Raw genomic sequence first — 15,481 nt, 5'->3', positions numbered from 1 at the left:
GCCACACGTTACGACAAACTCGCCGTCGTCTACCGGGCAGCAGCTGTCCTACGCGCCGTCACCCTCTGGCTTCTAGTTTTGTCAGACACGCCCTAGCCCAACCACGCACCGATGCGGCGCAGGGCCTCTTCGATGTCGCTGGTCGGTCCGGCGAAGGACAGCCGCACATAGGAGCCACCCCGCACGGTGTCGAAGTCGATGCCAGGGGCGATCGCAACGCCGGTGTCGGCCAACAACTTCGAGCACCAGGCCAGTGAGTCGTCGGTGTAATCGCTGACGTCGGCATACACGTAGAAGGCGCCATCGGGCGGGGCCACCCGATCGATACCGATGCTGCGAAGCCCGTCGAGCAGAAGCCTGCGGTTGTCGGCGTAATGCGACAGCAGGCCGTCGGCCTCGGCCAGGGATTCCGGAGCGAACGCGGCCACCGCGGCATGCTGTGCCAGAGCCGGTGGGCAGATGGTGAAGTTGCCGGTGAGGCGGTCGACCGCGCGCTGCAGGCCGGTCGGCACCAGCAGCCAGCCCAGCCGCCAACCGGTCATCGCGAAGTACTTCGAGAAACTGTTGACCACCACGGCATTCCGCGATGTCTGCCAGGCGCAGCTGGTCTCCGGCGCGCCTGGGTAGACCAGACCGTGGTAGACCTCATCGCTGATCAGCCGCACATCTGCGCTGTCGCACCAGCGAGCGATCGCGGCCAATTCCTCGGGCGGAATGACGGTGCCGGTTGGGTTGGCCGGACTGGCGACGATCACGCCGGCCACCGGGGGATCGAGTGCTTCCAACATCGCGACCGTCGGCTGGAACCGGGTCTCCGGCCCGCACGGGATCTCCACCACCTCGCAGCCGAGCGCCGTGAGGATGTTGCGGTAACAGGGGTAGCCCGGGCTGGCGATCGCCACCCGGTCGCCGACGTCGAAGCAAGCCAGGAAGGTCAGCAGAAATCCGCCCGACGACCCGGTGGTGAGAACCACCTCGTCGACACCGACCTCGACGCCGTACCTGAGATACGACGCGGCGATTTGCGCGCGCAGTTCTGGCAGACCGAGCGCGACCGTGTAACCGAGGGAGCCCTGGTTGAGCGCAGCCACGGCGGCATCGCGCACTGCCGTCGGCGCCCCGGCACTGGGCTGTCCGGCGGACAGGTTGACCAGGTCGCCGTGCGTGCGCTGGCGTTCGTCCGCGGCCAGCCACACGTCCATGACGTGAAACGGAGGGATCCCGGCGCGCAGGGAGACGTGGTCGGTCATCGGAGTGAGGTTAACAATGCCGCTCTGATCGCCGAAATGGCATTCCGGCAGAGAAAGTGCGAGTAGCCACCTGCTGGAATGCGGTTTCGGCGAACATCGGACGGGCCTAGAAAACTTGTGTTTCGAGCCGGCGCAGATGCTCCCGCGGCGGACCCAGGAGCTGGGCGCTGCCGTGAGCACGCTTGAAGTACAGCTGGATGTCGCTTTCCCAGGTGATCGCGATACCGCCGTGCAGCTGGATGGCTTCGGCGGTCACTGCGGACAGCGCCTCGCTGGCGAAGTAGCGGGCGAGGGAGGCCGTGGTGGGCGACGGGTCGGCGATGGCGTCGTTGACGACGGCGCGCGCCGAGGACACCTTGACGTACAGGTCGGCCATCCGGTGCTTGAGCGCCTGGAAGCTGCCGATCGCGCGGCCGAACTGCACCCGGTCCTTGGTGTAGGCGACGGTGAGATCCAGGCAGCGCGACGCGGCACCGATCTGTTCGGCGGCCATCAGCAGGGCGGCGGTGTCGGCCAGACCGGGATCGGCACCGAGGACGACGGTGTCGCCCGCGATCACCGCGGACAACCGGCGGGTCAGATCCATGGTGGATTTGGGTGTCGCGGTGAACGTGGTCCAGCGCGTCAGGTTTTCCCCGTCGGTGCCGATGACGACATCGGCTACGTCGCCGTTGATGACGTAGTCGGCGTCGAAGGCCACGGTCCCGATGGACGTGCCCTCGGCAAGACCCTCGAGCGGTTCGTGATCGTCGACCGCCAGTAGCGCGAGCTCCGCCAGCGTGGTGCCCAGCAGCGGGGTCGGCACCAGCGCCTTGCCGAGCTCCTCGAGAACCAGTGCGGCATCGGCGAGTTCGCCTCCGGCGCCGCCGAGTTCCTCAGGAACCACGAGTGCGGCCGCGCCGACCTGCTCGCACAGCAGGCTCCACAGCTTCTCGTCGTAGCCGCGCTCGGATTCCATCGCGGTGCGCACGGCCTCAGGGGAGGCGTGCTTGTCGACCAGCGCGGCGACGGTTTCGCGCAGCAGTTGGCGTTCTTCACTCACGAGAGGACCTCCAGGAGTCGACGACGGTGCAGGGTGGGATCGCCCCAGGCACTCCGCAACGCCTGAACGCGCAGCAGTGACAGGGACAAGTCGTGTTCCTGGGTGAACCCGATGGCGCCGTGGGTCTGCAGCGCCGAGCGGGCGGCCAGCAGGGCGGCGTCGGCGGCGGCCACCTTGGCGGCGCTGATGTCGCGGGCGGTGTCGGGTGACCCCTCTGCCAGCGACAGCGCCGCACCGTAGACGAGCGGGCGGGCCAGCTCGACGGCGATGAGCACGTCGGCCAGCTTGTGCTTGATGGCCTGGTACGAGCCGATGATCCGGCCGAACTGCGCGCGCTGCTTGGCGTATTCGACGGACTGGTCCAGCATGGCCTGGCCGGCGCCCACCAGCTGGGCGGCCGTGGCCAGGACACCGAACTCGTAGGCGCGCGCGGTGTCGGCGGCCTGGGTATCGCCGGATGCGGTGACGTCGAACAGCTTTCGGGCCGGGTCGACGGAATCGTGGCCGGCGCCGGCAGTCGCGTCACCGACCTGACCGTCGGCGGCCAGCAGCGTCAATCCGGCGAAATCGGAGTTGACGGCGCGCGGTGCCTGTGGCGGCATGGCAACCGTGGCGATGAGCTCGCCGGAGGCCAGCGAACCCGAGCGTTCGTCGTTCGCCAGCAGAACCGGTGCAACGGCGATGGACTCGGTCACCGGACCGGGCACTGCCCAGTAGCCCAGCCGCTCCAGGGCGACGACGAGGTCGACCGGATGGGCTTCGATGCCGTCGTACTTCTCGGGCACCAGCAGTGCAGTGACCCCGAGGTCGGTCAGCTGTGCCCACACCTTGCGTCCCGGCCCGGTGTCCCCTTCCCCCCAGGCTCGTACCGCGGCCGGGACATCGGCGGCGCCCAGTGCGGCGTCGATGCTGGCCGCGAAGTCCCGCTGCTGTTCGTCGATCTCGAAGTTCACTTTGGCTTCCCTCCAGATTCGCGCGGTAGGCCAAGCAGTCTTTCCGCAATGATGTTGCGCTGGATCTCGTTGGTGCCGGCGTAGATCGGGCCGCCGAGCGCGAACAGCAGCCCCTCGGTCCAGTGGTCGACCAGCTCGGCGTCGGGTCCCTGCATGTCCAGGGCGGTCTGGTGCAGGGCGACGTCCAGGTCGGACCAGAACACCTTGGTCACCGAGGACTCGGCACCCAGTTCACCGCCGTTGGCCAGCCGGGTCACGGTGCCGAAGGTGTGCAGCCGGTAGGCCTGGGCCTTGATCCAGGCATCGGCAACCCGGTCCGTGAACACCGGGTCAGGATTGGACTTCCATTGCTCGACAAGCCGTTCGGCCGGTGCCATGAAGCGCGCCGGGCTGCGCAGCGACATACCGCGCTCGTTGCTCGATGTGCTCATCGCGGCGCGCCAGCCCTCGTGCACGCCGCCGATCACGTCGTTGTCCGGCACAAACACGTCGTCGAGGAAGATCTCGCCGAAACCGGTGTCCCCGCCCAGCTGGGCGATCGGGCGCACGGTGATGCCCGGCGCCTTGAGGTCGAACATGAAGTAGGTCAGACCCTTGTGGCGCTGGGCCTCCGGGTCGGACCGGAACAGGCCGAAGCCGCGCTCACCGAAGGGTGCGCGTGAGCTCCAGATCTTCTGCCCGTTGAGCTTCCAGCCGCCGTCGACCTTGGTGGCCGTCGAGCGCAACGAGGCCAGGTCGCTTCCTGACTCGGGCTCGGACCAGGCCTGGGCCCAGATCTCCTCGCCGCTGGCCATCTTCGGCAGCACGCGCTGGAGCTGCTCTTCGGTGCCGTGGGCGAACAGCGTCGGCGCCAACATGGCGGTGCCGTTGGCGCTGGCCCGACCGGGCGCTCCGGCGTGGAAGTACTCCTCCTCGAACACCACCCACTGCAGCAGGGTGGCGTCGCGGCCGCCGTACTCCTTGGGCCAGGCGATCACCGACAGTCCGGCGTCGAAAAGCACCTTGTCCCAGCGGCGGTGCTGTTCGAAACCCTCAAGGGTGTCGTACGACTTCGTCGGGAACGAATCCCGATTGGCCGTCAGAAACTCACGGACCTCGGCCCGAAAGGCCTCGGTCTCGTCGTCGAATGTCAGGTCCATTGCACCCCTTCTCGGGTCCCTCTGCTGCGCAGCACCGGTTTGATCACCTTGCCGCCCGGATTTCGCGGCAGCACATCCAGAAACTCAATTGATCGCGGCGCCTTGAAGTTCGCCAGATGCTCACGTGCGTACGCGATCACGGCCGCCTCGTCGAGCGTCACGCCCGGCTTGAGTACCACGAAGGCCTTCCCGACTTCGCCGAGCCGCTCGTCGGGAACACCGATCACCGCCGTCTCGGCGACACCGTCCAACCGGGCCAGCACCTGCTCGATCTCGGCCGGGTAAACGTTGAACCCGCCGCTGATGTACATGTCCTTGAGCCGGTCGGTGATGGTCAGGTTGCCGCGGGCGTCGAGCGTCCCGATGTCGCCGGTGTGCAGCCAGCCCTCGGTGTCGATCGCGGCCGCGGTGGCCTCGGGGTCGTCGAGGTAGCCGAGCATGACGTTGGGTCCGCGCAGCAGTACCTCGCCCGAATCATCGAGGCGCAGTTCGAAATCGGCGATGGGCCGGCCGCAGGTGGTGGCCACGGTGACGGCGTCGTCGTCGGCGCTGCACATGGTGCCGAAGCCGGCCGCCTCGGTCAGGCCGTAGGCGGTCAGCACGATGTCGATGTCGAGCTCTGATTGCATCCGCTCGATCAGCACTACCGGGACGACGGCCGCGCCGGTCACCGAGAAGCGCAGCGAGGACAGGTCGTAGTCCGCGCGGTTGGGCTGGTCCAGCAGGGTCTGGAAGATCGTCGGCGGGCCGGGCAGCACCGTGATGCGCTGTTCGGCAATGGTTTTCAGGACCTGCTCGGGCTTGAACGTGAGCACCGGGTACAGCGTGGCACCCGTCTGCAGACAGGCCAGGATGCCGGCCTTGTAGCCGAAGTTGTGGAAGAAGGGGTTGATGCACAGATAGCGGTCGGTGCTCGTGACCTGGCCGCACTCGGCCCAGGCGGCCGATCCGTCGAGCGACTGACGGTGGGCGCAGCGCACACCCTTGCTGCGTCCGGTGGTGCCGGAGGTGAACAGGATGTCGGACACGTCGTCAGACTGCACCGCAGCCGCACGGGCGTCGACCTTTTCCAGGGCATCCGGTCCGGATCCCCGGGCGACGAACTTGTCCCAGGTTCCGTCCTGTTTTTCGATGGGCACCCGCACGATGTGCCGCAGCGCGGGAAGTGCGTCGCGGTCCAGTTCGGCCGCGCGGTCCGAGCCGAGGAACTCGCCCGAGGCGATCAGCAGCGGGGCCTCGGTGCGGGCCAGGATGTCGGTGGCCTCGCTGGCGGTGTAGCGGGTGTTCAGCGGCACCATCTGCGCACCGGCGTAGTGGGTGGCCAGGCAGGCCACCACCCAGTGCCAGGTGTTGGGAGACCAGATCGCCACCCGGTCGCCGGGTTCGACGCCGAGAGCGATCATCGCCGCAGCGGCTTGGCGTACGTGCGCGCGCAGTTCCGAATAGGTGAGGCTCTTATTGTCGCTGACCAGGGCCTCATGGTCGGAAAACTCCACGGCAACCCGGTCCAGCACCGCTGGAACGGTGCGGCGATCTTGCCCCGCGAGCGGGTGGTGTGCCCTGGCCATCGACTCCCCTAACAAAGCAAGTGCTTGGTAGGTTAGCCTACAGGGGTGATAGAGGTCCAGGAGTTCCGGGCCGAGGTCCGGCAGTGGCTCGCAGACAATCTTGTTGGCGAATTCGCAGCGCTCAAGGGCCTGGGTGGACCGGGGCGTGAACACGAAGCCTTCGAAGAGCGTCGGGCGTGGAATCAGCATCTCGCCGCGGCGGGACTGACCTGCCTCGGCTGGCCGGTGGAGCACGGCGGCCGCGAGTTGTCGGTGGCGCACCGCGTCGCCTTCTATGAGGAGTACGCCCGCGCGAACGCGCCGGACAAGGTCAACCACCTGGGCGAGGAACTGCTCGGGCCGACGCTCATCGAGTACGGCACCCCCGAACAGCAGCAGCGGTTCCTGCCCAAGATCCTCGACGTCACCGAGCTGTGGAGCCAGGGCTACTCCGAGCCCAACGCCGGCAGTGACCTGGCCAATGTGGCGACGACGGCCGAGCTGGTCGGCGACGAATGGGTCATCAACGGCCAGAAGGTATGGACATCACTCGCGCACTGGGCGCAGTGGTGCTTCGTCGTGGCGCGCACGGAGAAGGGCTCCAAGCGGCACGCCGGCCTGTCCTATCTGCTGGTGCCGCTGGATCAGCCCGGCGTCGAGATCCGCCCGATCATCCAGCTGACCGGGGACTCCGAGTTCAACGAGGTGTTCTTCGACGACGCCCGCACCGAGGCCTCGCTGGTCGTCGGTCAGCCCGGTGACGGCTGGCGCGTGGCGATGGGCACGCTGACCTTCGAGCGCGGCGTGTCCACGCTGGGCCAGCAGATCCGCTACGCCCGCGAGCACTCCAACCTCGTCGAGTTGGCCAAGCGCAGCGGCGCGGCCGACGATCCGCTGATCCGCCAGAAGCTGACCGAGTCGTGGACCGGCCTGCAGGCCATGCGGTCTTACGCCCTGGCGACCATGGATGTCGAGCAGCCCGGGCAGGACAATGTGTCGAAGCTGTTGTGGGCCAACTGGCATCGCGAGCTCGGCGAGATCGCCATGGACGTGCAGGGCACGGCCGGGCTGACGTTGCCCGAGGGTGAATTCGACGAGTGGCAGCGGCTGTACCTGTTCTCGCGTTCGGACACCATCTATGGCGGGTCCAACGAGATCCAGCGCAACATCATCGCCGAGCGCGTGCTCGGCCTACCCCGAGAGGCCAAGGGCTGATGGATTTGTCGGTAGCTCCCAAAGAGGTTGAGGGCCACGGCCTGCTGAAGGGCAAGGTCGTCCTGGTGACCGCCGCCGCCGGAACCGGCATCGGCTCGTCCACCGCCCGTCGCGCGCTGCTCGAGGGTGCCGACGTCGTGGTGTCCGACTACCACGAGCGGCGCCTCAACGAGACCCGCGACCAGTTGGCCGAGCTCGGCCTGGGCCGGGTCGAGGCCGTGGTCTGCGACGTGACCTCCACCGAGGCGGTCGACGCGCTGATCGCCCGGTCGGTCGAAAAGATGGGCCGCCTGGACGTTCTGGTGAACAACGCCGGCCTCGGCGGCGAGACCCCGCTGGTCGACATGACCGACGACGAGTGGGACCGGGTCCTGAACGTCACGCTGAACTCGGTGATGCGGGCGACCCGCGCCGCCCTGCTCTACTTCCGTGATGTCGAGCACGGCGGGGTGATCGTGAACAACGCCAGTGTTCTCGGCTGGCGTGCGCAGCACTCGCAGTCGCACTACGCCGCGGCCAAGGCCGGCGTGATGGCGTTGACCCGTTGCAGCGCAATCGAAGCCGTCGAGTACGGGGTGCGAATCAACGCGGTGTCGCCGAGCATCGCGCGGCACAAGTTCCTGGAGAAGTCCGCCGACGCGGCGCTGCTGGACCGGCTGTCCTCGGACGAGGCGTTCGGCCGCGCGGCCGAGCCGTGGGAGATCGCGACCACCATCGCCTACCTGGCCAGCGACTACTCGAGCTACCTGACCGGCGAGGTCATCTCGGTTTCGAGCCAGCGGGCCTAGGTCACACGAGTCACAGGCTCGGGTGGTATGTCTGACATGCCCGCCTACGAGCGACAATTCAGCGACAATCGCCTCACCGGCAACACCCGCCGCGCCTGACGCATTGTCGCTTGTCCCTTTCGGCTGTCCAGCATCATTGGGCACATCGGCCTCAGTGGCCCCGTGCCCGACTATCAGCGACTCTGTCGCTGGTAGTCGGGCAATCTGAAATCTGTTGCCTGCGTGGCTCTTTAGGTGCAAGTGACGCGTGTACTGATCGTGCATGCGGCAGAAGTTTCCGACGGGGCGTATGTGGCGATTGTCGCTCGATTGTCGCTGGCAGGCGGGCACTTCGCCACCTGCCCGGACGCCGACGCCGTTGAGGCTCTGCGACTAGGGTTCGCCCATCCCGCGCTGCGCCAGACCGGTCCGGTCAGCCCAGCCGCGGATGTCGCCCTTGGTGATGGCCAGCGCCAGCAGTTCGGGGAATGCGTCGGGGGTGCAGGCGAACGCCGGGATCTCCATGGCGGCCAGGTCGGCGGCGATCTCCCGGTCGAATGACGGTGCGCCCGAATCGGACAGCGCCAACAACACGACCACTTGGACGCCCGCATCCACGAGCTGTTTGACCCGGGCCAGCATCTCGTCGCGGACGCCACCCTCGTAGAGGTCCGAGATCAGCACGAAGATGCTGTCGGTGGGCCGCGTGATCAAACTCTGGCAGTAGGCGATGGCCCGGTTGATGTCGGTGCCGCCGCCGAGCTGGGTACCGAACAGCACGTCGACGGGATCGTCGAGCAGATCGGTGAGGTCGACGACTTCGGTGTCGAACACCACGAGGGATGTGCGCAATGACCGCATCGACGCGATGACCGCCCCGAAAACTGCTGAATACACGATCGATTCGGCCATCGAACCGGACTGGTCGATGGCCAGCACGATGTCCTTGGTCACCGACCGGCCGGCGCGGCGGAACCCGACTAGCCGTTCGGGGATGATCGTCTTCAGGTCCGGCTGGAAGGTTTTCAGGTTGCGGGCGATGGTGCGATTCCAGTCGATGTCGGAAGCCAGCGGCCGGTTGGTCCGCGCGCTCCGCGACAGCGCCCCGCGCAGTGTGGCCCGGGTACCGTCGGCGATGCGCCGCTCGATGTCCTCGACCACCTTGCGCACCAGTGCCCGGGCCGAGGCCTTCGACTCGTCGGGAATGGCCTCACCCAGCGTGATGAGTGTGGTGGCCAACGACAGATCCGGGACGATGCTGTCCATCATCTCCGGTTCGAGCAGCAGCATGCGCAGATTGAGCCGCTCGATGGCGTCCTGCTGCATCACCTGAACCACCGTGCTGGGGAAGTACTTCCGGATGTCACCCAGCCAGCGCGCCACCTTGGGCGCGGATCCGCCGAGGCCACCCTTGCGGTCGTAGAGCTCCGACAGCGCCTTGTCCATTTCGACGTCACCGGCGTGCAGGCTCGGCAGCGAGTCCGCATCCGACCCCAGCACCAGCCGCCACCGGCGGTCGCGTTCGTCCGGGATGGTGTCGTCAGCCATGGTTGATACCTCTTGCGAAAATGGCGGCCGCCGCGATCACGACAGGGCGGGCGCGGTCGGCATCGATGTCGAATTCGGTATGGGCGGTGGAGCCTGCGGTGGTCACCGCATGCCCGATATTGCGTTTGATGCCGGCGTCGAAGGTGCTGAAGGTGCGACGCACCAGCGGCAGAACATCGGTGAATTCCGTTGCGGTCAAACCGGTCAACCATTCGTCGATCACGGCCAGCAGCTCGGTGTCGTGAACCAGTAGCAGTCCGCTGCCGGACAGGAACCCCTCGATCCAGGCGGACTTCTCGTCGGCCGGGGCGCCGATGCTCAAGGCGCGACGCATGCGTCGGGCTGCTTCGGCGGTGGTGAACACGGCGCCGTCGACACCGATTCGGACGAACCGGCCGACCAGGCTGCCGTGTAGATCGTCGCGATCAGCCAGCCGCGCGATGGTGGTCAGCCATTCGCCGCGTACGTCTGCCTCCAGCAGGTCCACCGTGTCGGTGACTGCGTTGACGTGTGCGAGCATCTCGGCGGCCGCGTCCGGACCGAGCCCGGTCAGCGTCGCGGGAAGGCCGACGTTGACGCGGCGCAGCAGCGACGTGGTGACGGCACCGAGTGCCTCTGCGTCGGTGCGGCGCACATCGCCGTAGCGCAGCGAACGGGCCAGCGCGGGCAAGGCCGCCATGAGTTCGGTGAGGTCCCGGTCGACTGCGGCCTTGTTCTCCAGGATGGCCAGCAGCTGCGGGACAGCCTCGTCGACACCGCCGAGCAGAGCCGCTTCGATCGCCGCGGTGACCTGGCCCAGATGTTTCGCGTTCTCGGCGGTGTCGGCCAGTCGAGCCTTGCAGGCGCGGTAGACGGTGTTTCCCCACACCGACGAAATCACGACCCGCACCGCGAACTCCGGCTGCCACTGCAGCGTCCAGGGTTCTTTGAACGTGCCCTGACCGGTGGCGATCTCGGGCTCGCCCCACGGAATGTCGAGCACGGTAAGCCGGTGCAGCAGATGGGATTTGGCCAGGTCGTTGGGTTTGCGCAGGTCGAGGGTGACCTGTTTGGCACTGGCGTCGGGTTTGAGCCGCAGCGATTTCTGCTGCTTGGTGATGTCGGCGAGCAGCGGCACCATCGGCAGGTGTTCGGGAATGCTGCCTAGCCGTTCGCCGACGACCAGCTCCCGCACGATCAGCCCGAACCGGGTGTCGGAGCCCTCGCACAGTACGGCCTCGGTGGCCTCGTTGACCTCGCTGAGACCGGGATGGGCGCGACCCCGCATGGCGGCCAGCGCGTTGGCCAGCCGCACTCCTTCGATGACGTGGGCCGAGGAGACGAAGATGTCGTGGTCGCGTAATGCCCTGGCTGCCAAGGTGAGCCAGGTTTCCACTGGTCGGTCCCGTTCGAGGAAGGCGTGCTGGTACCAGCCGGGTGACCGGACGCCTGCGCCGTAACCCGAGGCTGCGGCCAGCCGTGAATGCGTCCACGGCACCCACACCGTCGCGGACTTGACCTTGGGCAGCCCGCGCAGCAGTGCCGCGTCGGCGCTCGCGGCAGGCAGTTTTCCGGTCAGCGCCGGTGCGTGCCAGGCTCCGCACACCACGACGACCGTCGCGAATTCCTTCGCGGCCTTGCGGAGCACCTGGCGCATGTGTGCTTCGCGCTGGTGTTCGATCGGGTCATCTTCGTCGGGTTCCAGTTCCCGCGCGGTGTGCATGGCCTCGGTGATCGCCTCGAATCCGCTGCCTTCCGTGCGTGATTCGACAACATCATCCCACCAGCGTTCGGGATCGTCGTAGCCCGCGGCGTCGGCGAGCGCCGCGATCGGATCGACCCGGACGTGTGACGTGTTCTCGTACCGTTGGTCGCGCTGGGCCAGCACGGTGGCCGCGGGCAGGTCGCAGAACCGCACCGGCACCTGGTGTCGCGCTGCCCACAACATGGCCTGCCACTCGGGGGAGAAGGAGCCGAACGGCCAGAATGCCGACACCGCGGGATCGTCGACCGCGTAGGCCATGATCGCCACGGGCGGCACCATGTCCGTGTGGTCGACGTCGGTGGTGAGCCGGTCCGCGTCGGCCGGGCCTTCGATCACCACGATGTCCGGCTGGATCCGGTCCAGCTCGGACAGCACGGCACGGGCAGACCCGGGACCGTGGTGCCGAATGCCCAGGACGTGGGTGGTCACGAGTTCAGCACGTCCCGCGATGCCCGGTAGAAGTCGGCCCAGCCGTCGCGCTCGCGCACCACGGCCTCCAGGTACTCCAGCCATACCACCGCATCGTTGACCGGATCCTTCACCACCGCACCGACGATGCCCGCCGCGGTGTCGGCGGGCCGCAGCACGCCGTCGCCGAAGTGCGCTGACATCGCGATGCCCTGGGTCACCACGGAGATCGCCTCGGCGGTGGACAGCGTGCCCGACGGCTGCTTGAGCTTGTTGCGGCCGTCGGCGGTCAATCCGGAGCGCAGTTCGCGGAAAACCGTGACCACCCGACGGATCTCGTCGGCGGATGTCGGTACCTTCGGCAGCTGCAGTGACCCGCTGATGTCGGCCACCCGGCGCGTCACGATCTCCACCTCGTCGTCGAGGCTCGCGGGCAACGGAAGGACCACGGTGTTGAACCGGCGGCGCAGTGCCGAGGACAAGTCGTTGACACCGCGGTCGCGGTCGTTGGCCGTCGCGATCACGTTGAACCCTTGCGTGGCCTGCACCTCGGAGCCGAGTTCGGGGATGGGCAGGGTCTTTTCAGAGAGGACGGTGATCAGGGCATCCTGCACCTCCGACGGGATGCGGGTGAGCTCCTCAAGCCGCGCGATCTTGCCGTCGCGCATCGCGGTCATGATCGGCGAGGGGACCAGCGCCTGCTCCGAGGGCCCTTCGGCGATCAACCGGGCGTAGTTCCAGCCGTATCGCACGGCTTCCTCGACGGTGCCCGCGGTGCCCTGAACCAGCAGCGTCGAATCCCCGGTCACGGCTGCGGCCAGATGCTCCGACACCCACGTCTTGGCCGTGCCCGGCACCCCGAGCAGCAGCAGCGCCCGGTCGGTGGCCAGCGTCGCCACGGCCACCTCGATGATCCGTCGGGGGCCGATGTACTTCGGGGTGATCTCGGTTCCCGCAACGGTTTCCCCGCCCAGCAGGTAGCGGACCACCGCGTGCGGTGACATCGACCAGTTGGGCGGCGCGGGCTTGTCGTCAGCGGCGCGCAGGGCCGTGAGTTCGGCGGCGAACAGTTGCTCGGCATGCGGACGCAGCAGGGTCGCTTCAGTCATGAGAGTTCCTTCGCAAGGTCGGATCGCAGGGTGAGCAGCTCGAAGATCGTGGCGTAGAAATTGTGCAGTTCCTCGTCCCCGGTGAGGTCGGTGAGCCTCGCGAAGCGCGGCAACCAGTCCAGTGGGTACCCGGCGGCGAGATGCGCCGCGGCCTCGCGGCGTTGGCGGGCCGTGCCCCAGCCGGCCCCGGCCAGGGATCCGAACAGGGCTGCGGCAACATCAGGGGCGAACGGTCGCGGCAGGCCCGCCACGATGCGGAGCAGGGGCGCGGACTCAGCGGTGTCGGTGAGCGCGCGGATCATCTCCGCCGAGATCGCCGGGTGTGCGGCGGCGGGGTCGAAGTACGTGGCGTAATCGCCGGGCAGACACTGCTGCAACAGTGGCACTGCCCAGGTGGGATCGTTGCCGCGCAATGCACTGCCGGTCAGCGCGGCCAGTACGGATTGGTGGTCGGCGTCCGAGAGTGCGCGGGCCACCTTCTCCGGTGCCACCGCGCCGAGCACTTCGGCCCAGAAGGCGATCGGGGTACGGGCGACGACGGCTTCCGGCTTGGTGGTGCTCAGCCCGTCGCGGACTGCCGCGGCGTCGGGCCCGGGTAGGTGGTGGACGGCAACTTTCACGCCCAGCAATGTCTTCTTGACCGAGAAGATTTGAGCGGCACGGTCTTTCATGCGATCGAGATAGCGGCTGCGGGACCGGCCGCTCAGCACCGCGATGGCGGCACTGCGCACCGTGACCGCCCGGTCGTCGAGCGCGGCCTCCAGGAACGGCTCGTCGGTCTCATGTTCGGGTGCCGCGAACGCCGCCAACAGGGCCGCCCGGGACTCGGCGTCCTCGCTGGCCCAGTGCTGTGCCACCAGTTCGCGCGCCCGATCGGGGTCGAGCTCGCGCGCGGTCGCCAGCCAGGTCAGGCGCTTGGCGGTGTCACCGTGGGTGTAGTCGGCTTCCTTCGGCCATTCCGCGGACGCGGTGCGCACCACATCGCGAAGCGCGCGGTGGCTGCGGCCGTAGTGTTCCACCGCGTACCACTGACCGCCGCTGCCGATGGCGTCCCAGAGTGCATGCGTCACAACGTCACTCTGCTGCAGCCGTAACAGCCCGGGGATCAGCCGTGGGGGCAGGCGCAGGCCGGCGGCGGCGAGGTCGGCGAGCGCACCATCGAGGATGGGGCGCACGGACAGGGCGCGTTCGATGAGAAAGCCGTGCGTGGCGGTGATCAGCGGCCGGGTTTCCGGTGGGGCTGCGGGCGTCTTCGGTTCGACGTGTTCGGGACGTTGGCCGGCGCGCCGTGCCAGCGCGTAGAGGCCCGCCACCCGCAGTACCGACCCGACCGGATCGGCCGCGTCGTGTACGGCGGCAACGCTGCCGTCCACCGGAGCGTCGAAGATGCCGTCGGGGAAGGGTTTCGAGCCGAAACCCACGGTGGCGGCGGAGATCATCCGCTGATAGTCGCTCACAGCGCGGTCACCGCCGGCCCGGTCAGGCGCGACGGTGGGGCGTCGCTCAGCATCGACAGCGGATCGACACCATCGGTGGTGATCTCGACCAGCAGCGGCCGTGACTGCCCGCCGCTTCCGGCCTGCAGACGTGCCCAGCGGTCGTCGTCGCAGATCGCCGGAAGGGCGTTACCGTCCGCGTCGACCAGATGGCGGCGTTTGGGCCTGCTGTGTTGTACGGCGCGCGCGTTGACGACGGCCGGAAACCGCAGCAGCCACGGATCGACCGCCAGGGCGCGGGCCCGGGCCGCGAGTGCGTCGTCGATAGCGGTGCCGGTCACGTTGAGATGCTCGATGGCGACCGTCGGCACATCGCCGTCGGGGAGCGCGACGCGGAAGCTCGACGGCCCACCGGGATACAGGTGGACGCCGCCGGTGAACTCGCGGCCCGGGGTGAGCCGGTTGTCGAAACTGGCCCCGCTCGGCGCGGTGGACTGCACGTTGACCAACAGCCCGGTGTCCGTGCCGCTCAACCACATCCGTCGGGTGGTGTAGCGCTCTTCTAGGGTTTCTGCGTACCCGAGCACCTGCCAGGTGTCGCTCACCGGATCGGTGGCCAGCACCTCGGCCCGTGCCACCGTGAACCCGATGTGGCGGCGCACCGCTGCGGCGGTCGGGACGGGCAGCGTGTCGATGGTGCGGTAGGCATCGGTCAGCAGCCGCATCAACCCGAGGTCCTCGATGATCTTCCGCGGCCATTCGTCGTGCGTGAGGTGGCCGGGCAGTCTGCGCAGCCAGCCCGCCAGGCCGGGTGCCTTGGCATCGACCATGCGTTTGGCGATCGGCTCGCTCCACCCCGCATACGGATCCACGCTGATCCCGGCAATGCCGTTGCGGACCTGGTCGTCGATCCACCGCCGGAGTTGCTCCAGGCCCTCGGCGACGCTGCGTTCCCGCGCCGCGACGGCCTTCTCGCTGACCTCACGCGGAGCCTTCGGGGGTGCCGGCGAGACGATGGCGTTCGCCGGGGCTTCCGCCGCGGTGTCGACGTTGCCGCCGCACCAGCGCAGCACCAGACCCACCACATGCTTGCAGGGAAACTGCCGCGACGGGCACGAGCACTTGTAAGTCGGGCCCACCAGGTTGACCTGCACGCGGTACGGGGTGCGGCCGCTGCCCTGGAAGTCTCCCCACAACATGGTCTGGGTGGCTCCGGTGTTGGACCAGCCCGCAGCGCCCGCGAGTTTCTGGCCTGCGGCGTAGGCCTTCCCGGCAAACTGGCGCGCATCATCGGTGGACCACACCGTCTGCTGATCCAACCGC

Annotated in this window: 12 protein-coding genes; 2 read left to right on the top strand and 10 right to left on the bottom strand. The window is 68.0% G+C overall.

Annotated elements, in window-relative coordinates; genetic code table 11:
• Window positions 1–92: 92 nt before the first annotated feature.
• The 5 genes from AC4ELS_RS12085 to fadD3 form a co-directional block, all read right to left on the bottom strand.
• A complete protein-coding gene (locus tag AC4ELS_RS12085; protein ID WP_498887362.1) occupies window positions 93–1,250 on the bottom strand; it encodes a pyridoxal phosphate-dependent aminotransferase in 1,158 nt (385 codons plus the stop codon).
• 106 nt (window positions 1,251–1,356) lie between these two features.
• Window positions 1,357–2,292, bottom strand: a complete 936-nt coding sequence (gene ipdE2, locus AC4ELS_RS12080; RefSeq protein WP_498887360.1) for an acyl-CoA dehydrogenase IpdE2 — start codon at window positions 2,290–2,292, stop codon at window positions 1,357–1,359.
• A complete protein-coding gene (locus tag AC4ELS_RS12075) occupies window positions 2,289–3,245 on the bottom strand; it encodes an acyl-CoA dehydrogenase family protein (RefSeq protein WP_498887358.1) in 957 nt (318 codons plus the stop codon). Before AC4ELS_RS12075 ends, ipdE2 begins: the two co-directional genes overlap by 4 nt.
• Window positions 3,242–4,384: an acyl-CoA dehydrogenase family protein gene (locus AC4ELS_RS12070; protein WP_448445573.1), complete on the bottom strand. Its 1,143-nt coding sequence runs from the start codon at window positions 4,382–4,384 to the stop codon at window positions 3,242–3,244. Before AC4ELS_RS12070 ends, AC4ELS_RS12075 begins: the two co-directional genes overlap by 4 nt.
• Window positions 4,375–5,952 (bottom strand): 3-((3aS,4S,7aS)-7a-methyl-1,5-dioxo-octahydro-1H-inden-4-yl)propanoate--CoA ligase FadD3, encoded by a 1,578-nt coding sequence (fadD3, locus tag AC4ELS_RS12065; protein ID WP_448445575.1) that lies wholly within the window; start codon window positions 5,950–5,952, stop codon window positions 4,375–4,377. The genes AC4ELS_RS12070 and fadD3 overlap by 10 nt, the downstream gene beginning before the upstream one ends.
• A 45-nt stretch (window positions 5,953–5,997) precedes the next feature.
• On the opposite strand from fadD3, the gene ipdE1 reads away from it, so the two are divergent.
• Complete coding sequence (gene ipdE1 / locus AC4ELS_RS12060; protein ID WP_448445577.1) at window positions 5,998–7,146, top strand: acyl-CoA dehydrogenase IpdE1; 1,149 nt, start codon at window positions 5,998–6,000, stop codon at window positions 7,144–7,146.
• On the top strand, window positions 7,146–7,934 hold the full coding sequence (ipdF, locus tag AC4ELS_RS12055; protein WP_448445579.1) for a (5R,7aS)-5-hydroxy-7a-methyl-1-oxo-2,3,5,6,7,7a-hexahydro-1H-indene-carboxyl-CoA reductase: 789 nt from the start codon (window positions 7,146–7,148) through the stop codon (window positions 7,932–7,934). The genes ipdE1 and ipdF overlap by 1 nt, the downstream gene beginning before the upstream one ends.
• A 372-nt stretch (window positions 7,935–8,306) precedes the next feature.
• Here the strand turns inward: ipdF and AC4ELS_RS12050 are convergent, their stop codons facing one another.
• The 5 genes from AC4ELS_RS12050 to AC4ELS_RS12030 are packed head-to-tail and all read right to left on the bottom strand — an operon-like array spanning window position 8,307 to window position 15,477.
• A complete protein-coding gene (locus tag AC4ELS_RS12050) occupies window positions 8,307–9,461 on the bottom strand; it encodes a VWA domain-containing protein (RefSeq protein ID WP_498887353.1) in 1,155 nt (384 codons plus the stop codon).
• A complete protein-coding gene (locus AC4ELS_RS12045; protein ID WP_499047514.1) occupies window positions 9,454–11,718 on the bottom strand; it encodes a DUF5682 family protein in 2,265 nt (754 codons plus the stop codon). Before AC4ELS_RS12045 ends, AC4ELS_RS12050 begins: the two co-directional genes overlap by 8 nt.
• Window positions 11,631–12,722, bottom strand: a complete 1,092-nt coding sequence (locus AC4ELS_RS12040) for an ATP-binding protein (protein WP_498887349.1) — start codon at window positions 12,720–12,722, stop codon at window positions 11,631–11,633. Before AC4ELS_RS12040 ends, AC4ELS_RS12045 begins: the two co-directional genes overlap by 88 nt.
• Window positions 12,719–14,179: a DUF5691 domain-containing protein gene (locus tag AC4ELS_RS12035; RefSeq protein ID WP_498887347.1), complete on the bottom strand. Its 1,461-nt coding sequence runs from the start codon at window positions 14,177–14,179 to the stop codon at window positions 12,719–12,721. Before AC4ELS_RS12035 ends, AC4ELS_RS12040 begins: the two co-directional genes overlap by 4 nt.
• Window positions 14,176–15,477 (bottom strand): SWIM zinc finger family protein, encoded by a 1,302-nt coding sequence (locus AC4ELS_RS12030; RefSeq protein WP_498887345.1) that lies wholly within the window; start codon window positions 15,475–15,477, stop codon window positions 14,176–14,178. Before AC4ELS_RS12030 ends, AC4ELS_RS12035 begins: the two co-directional genes overlap by 4 nt.
• Window positions 15,478–15,481: the final 4 nt, after the last annotated feature.

Source organism: Mycobacterium shunyiense (assembly GCF_058270035.1).
This window is presented reverse-complemented; position numbering and strand designations above follow the sequence as displayed.

Coding starts and splice junctions, on each gene's coding strand:
- AC4ELS_RS12085 (WP_498887362.1), bottom strand. CDS start 1,250: ATGACCGACCACGTCTCCCTGCGCGCCGGGATCCCTCCGTTTCACGTC.
- AC4ELS_RS12070 (WP_448445573.1), bottom strand. CDS start 4,384: ATGGACCTGACATTCGACGACGAGACCGAGGCCTTTCGGGCCGAGGTC.
- fadD3 (WP_448445575.1), bottom strand. CDS start 5,952: ATGGCCAGGGCACACCACCCGCTCGCGGGGCAAGATCGCCGCACCGTT.
- ipdF (WP_448445579.1), top strand. CDS start 7,146: ATGGATTTGTCGGTAGCTCCCAAAGAGGTTGAGGGCCACGGCCTGCTG.
- AC4ELS_RS12050 (WP_498887353.1), bottom strand. CDS start 9,461: ATGGCTGACGACACCATCCCGGACGAACGCGACCGCCGGTGGCGGCTG.
- AC4ELS_RS12045 (WP_499047514.1), bottom strand. CDS start 11,718: ATGGCTGGAGTACCTGGAGGCCGTGGTGCGCGAGCGCGACGGCTGGGC.
- AC4ELS_RS12040 (WP_498887349.1), bottom strand. CDS start 12,722: ATGACTGAAGCGACCCTGCTGCGTCCGCATGCCGAGCAACTGTTCGCC.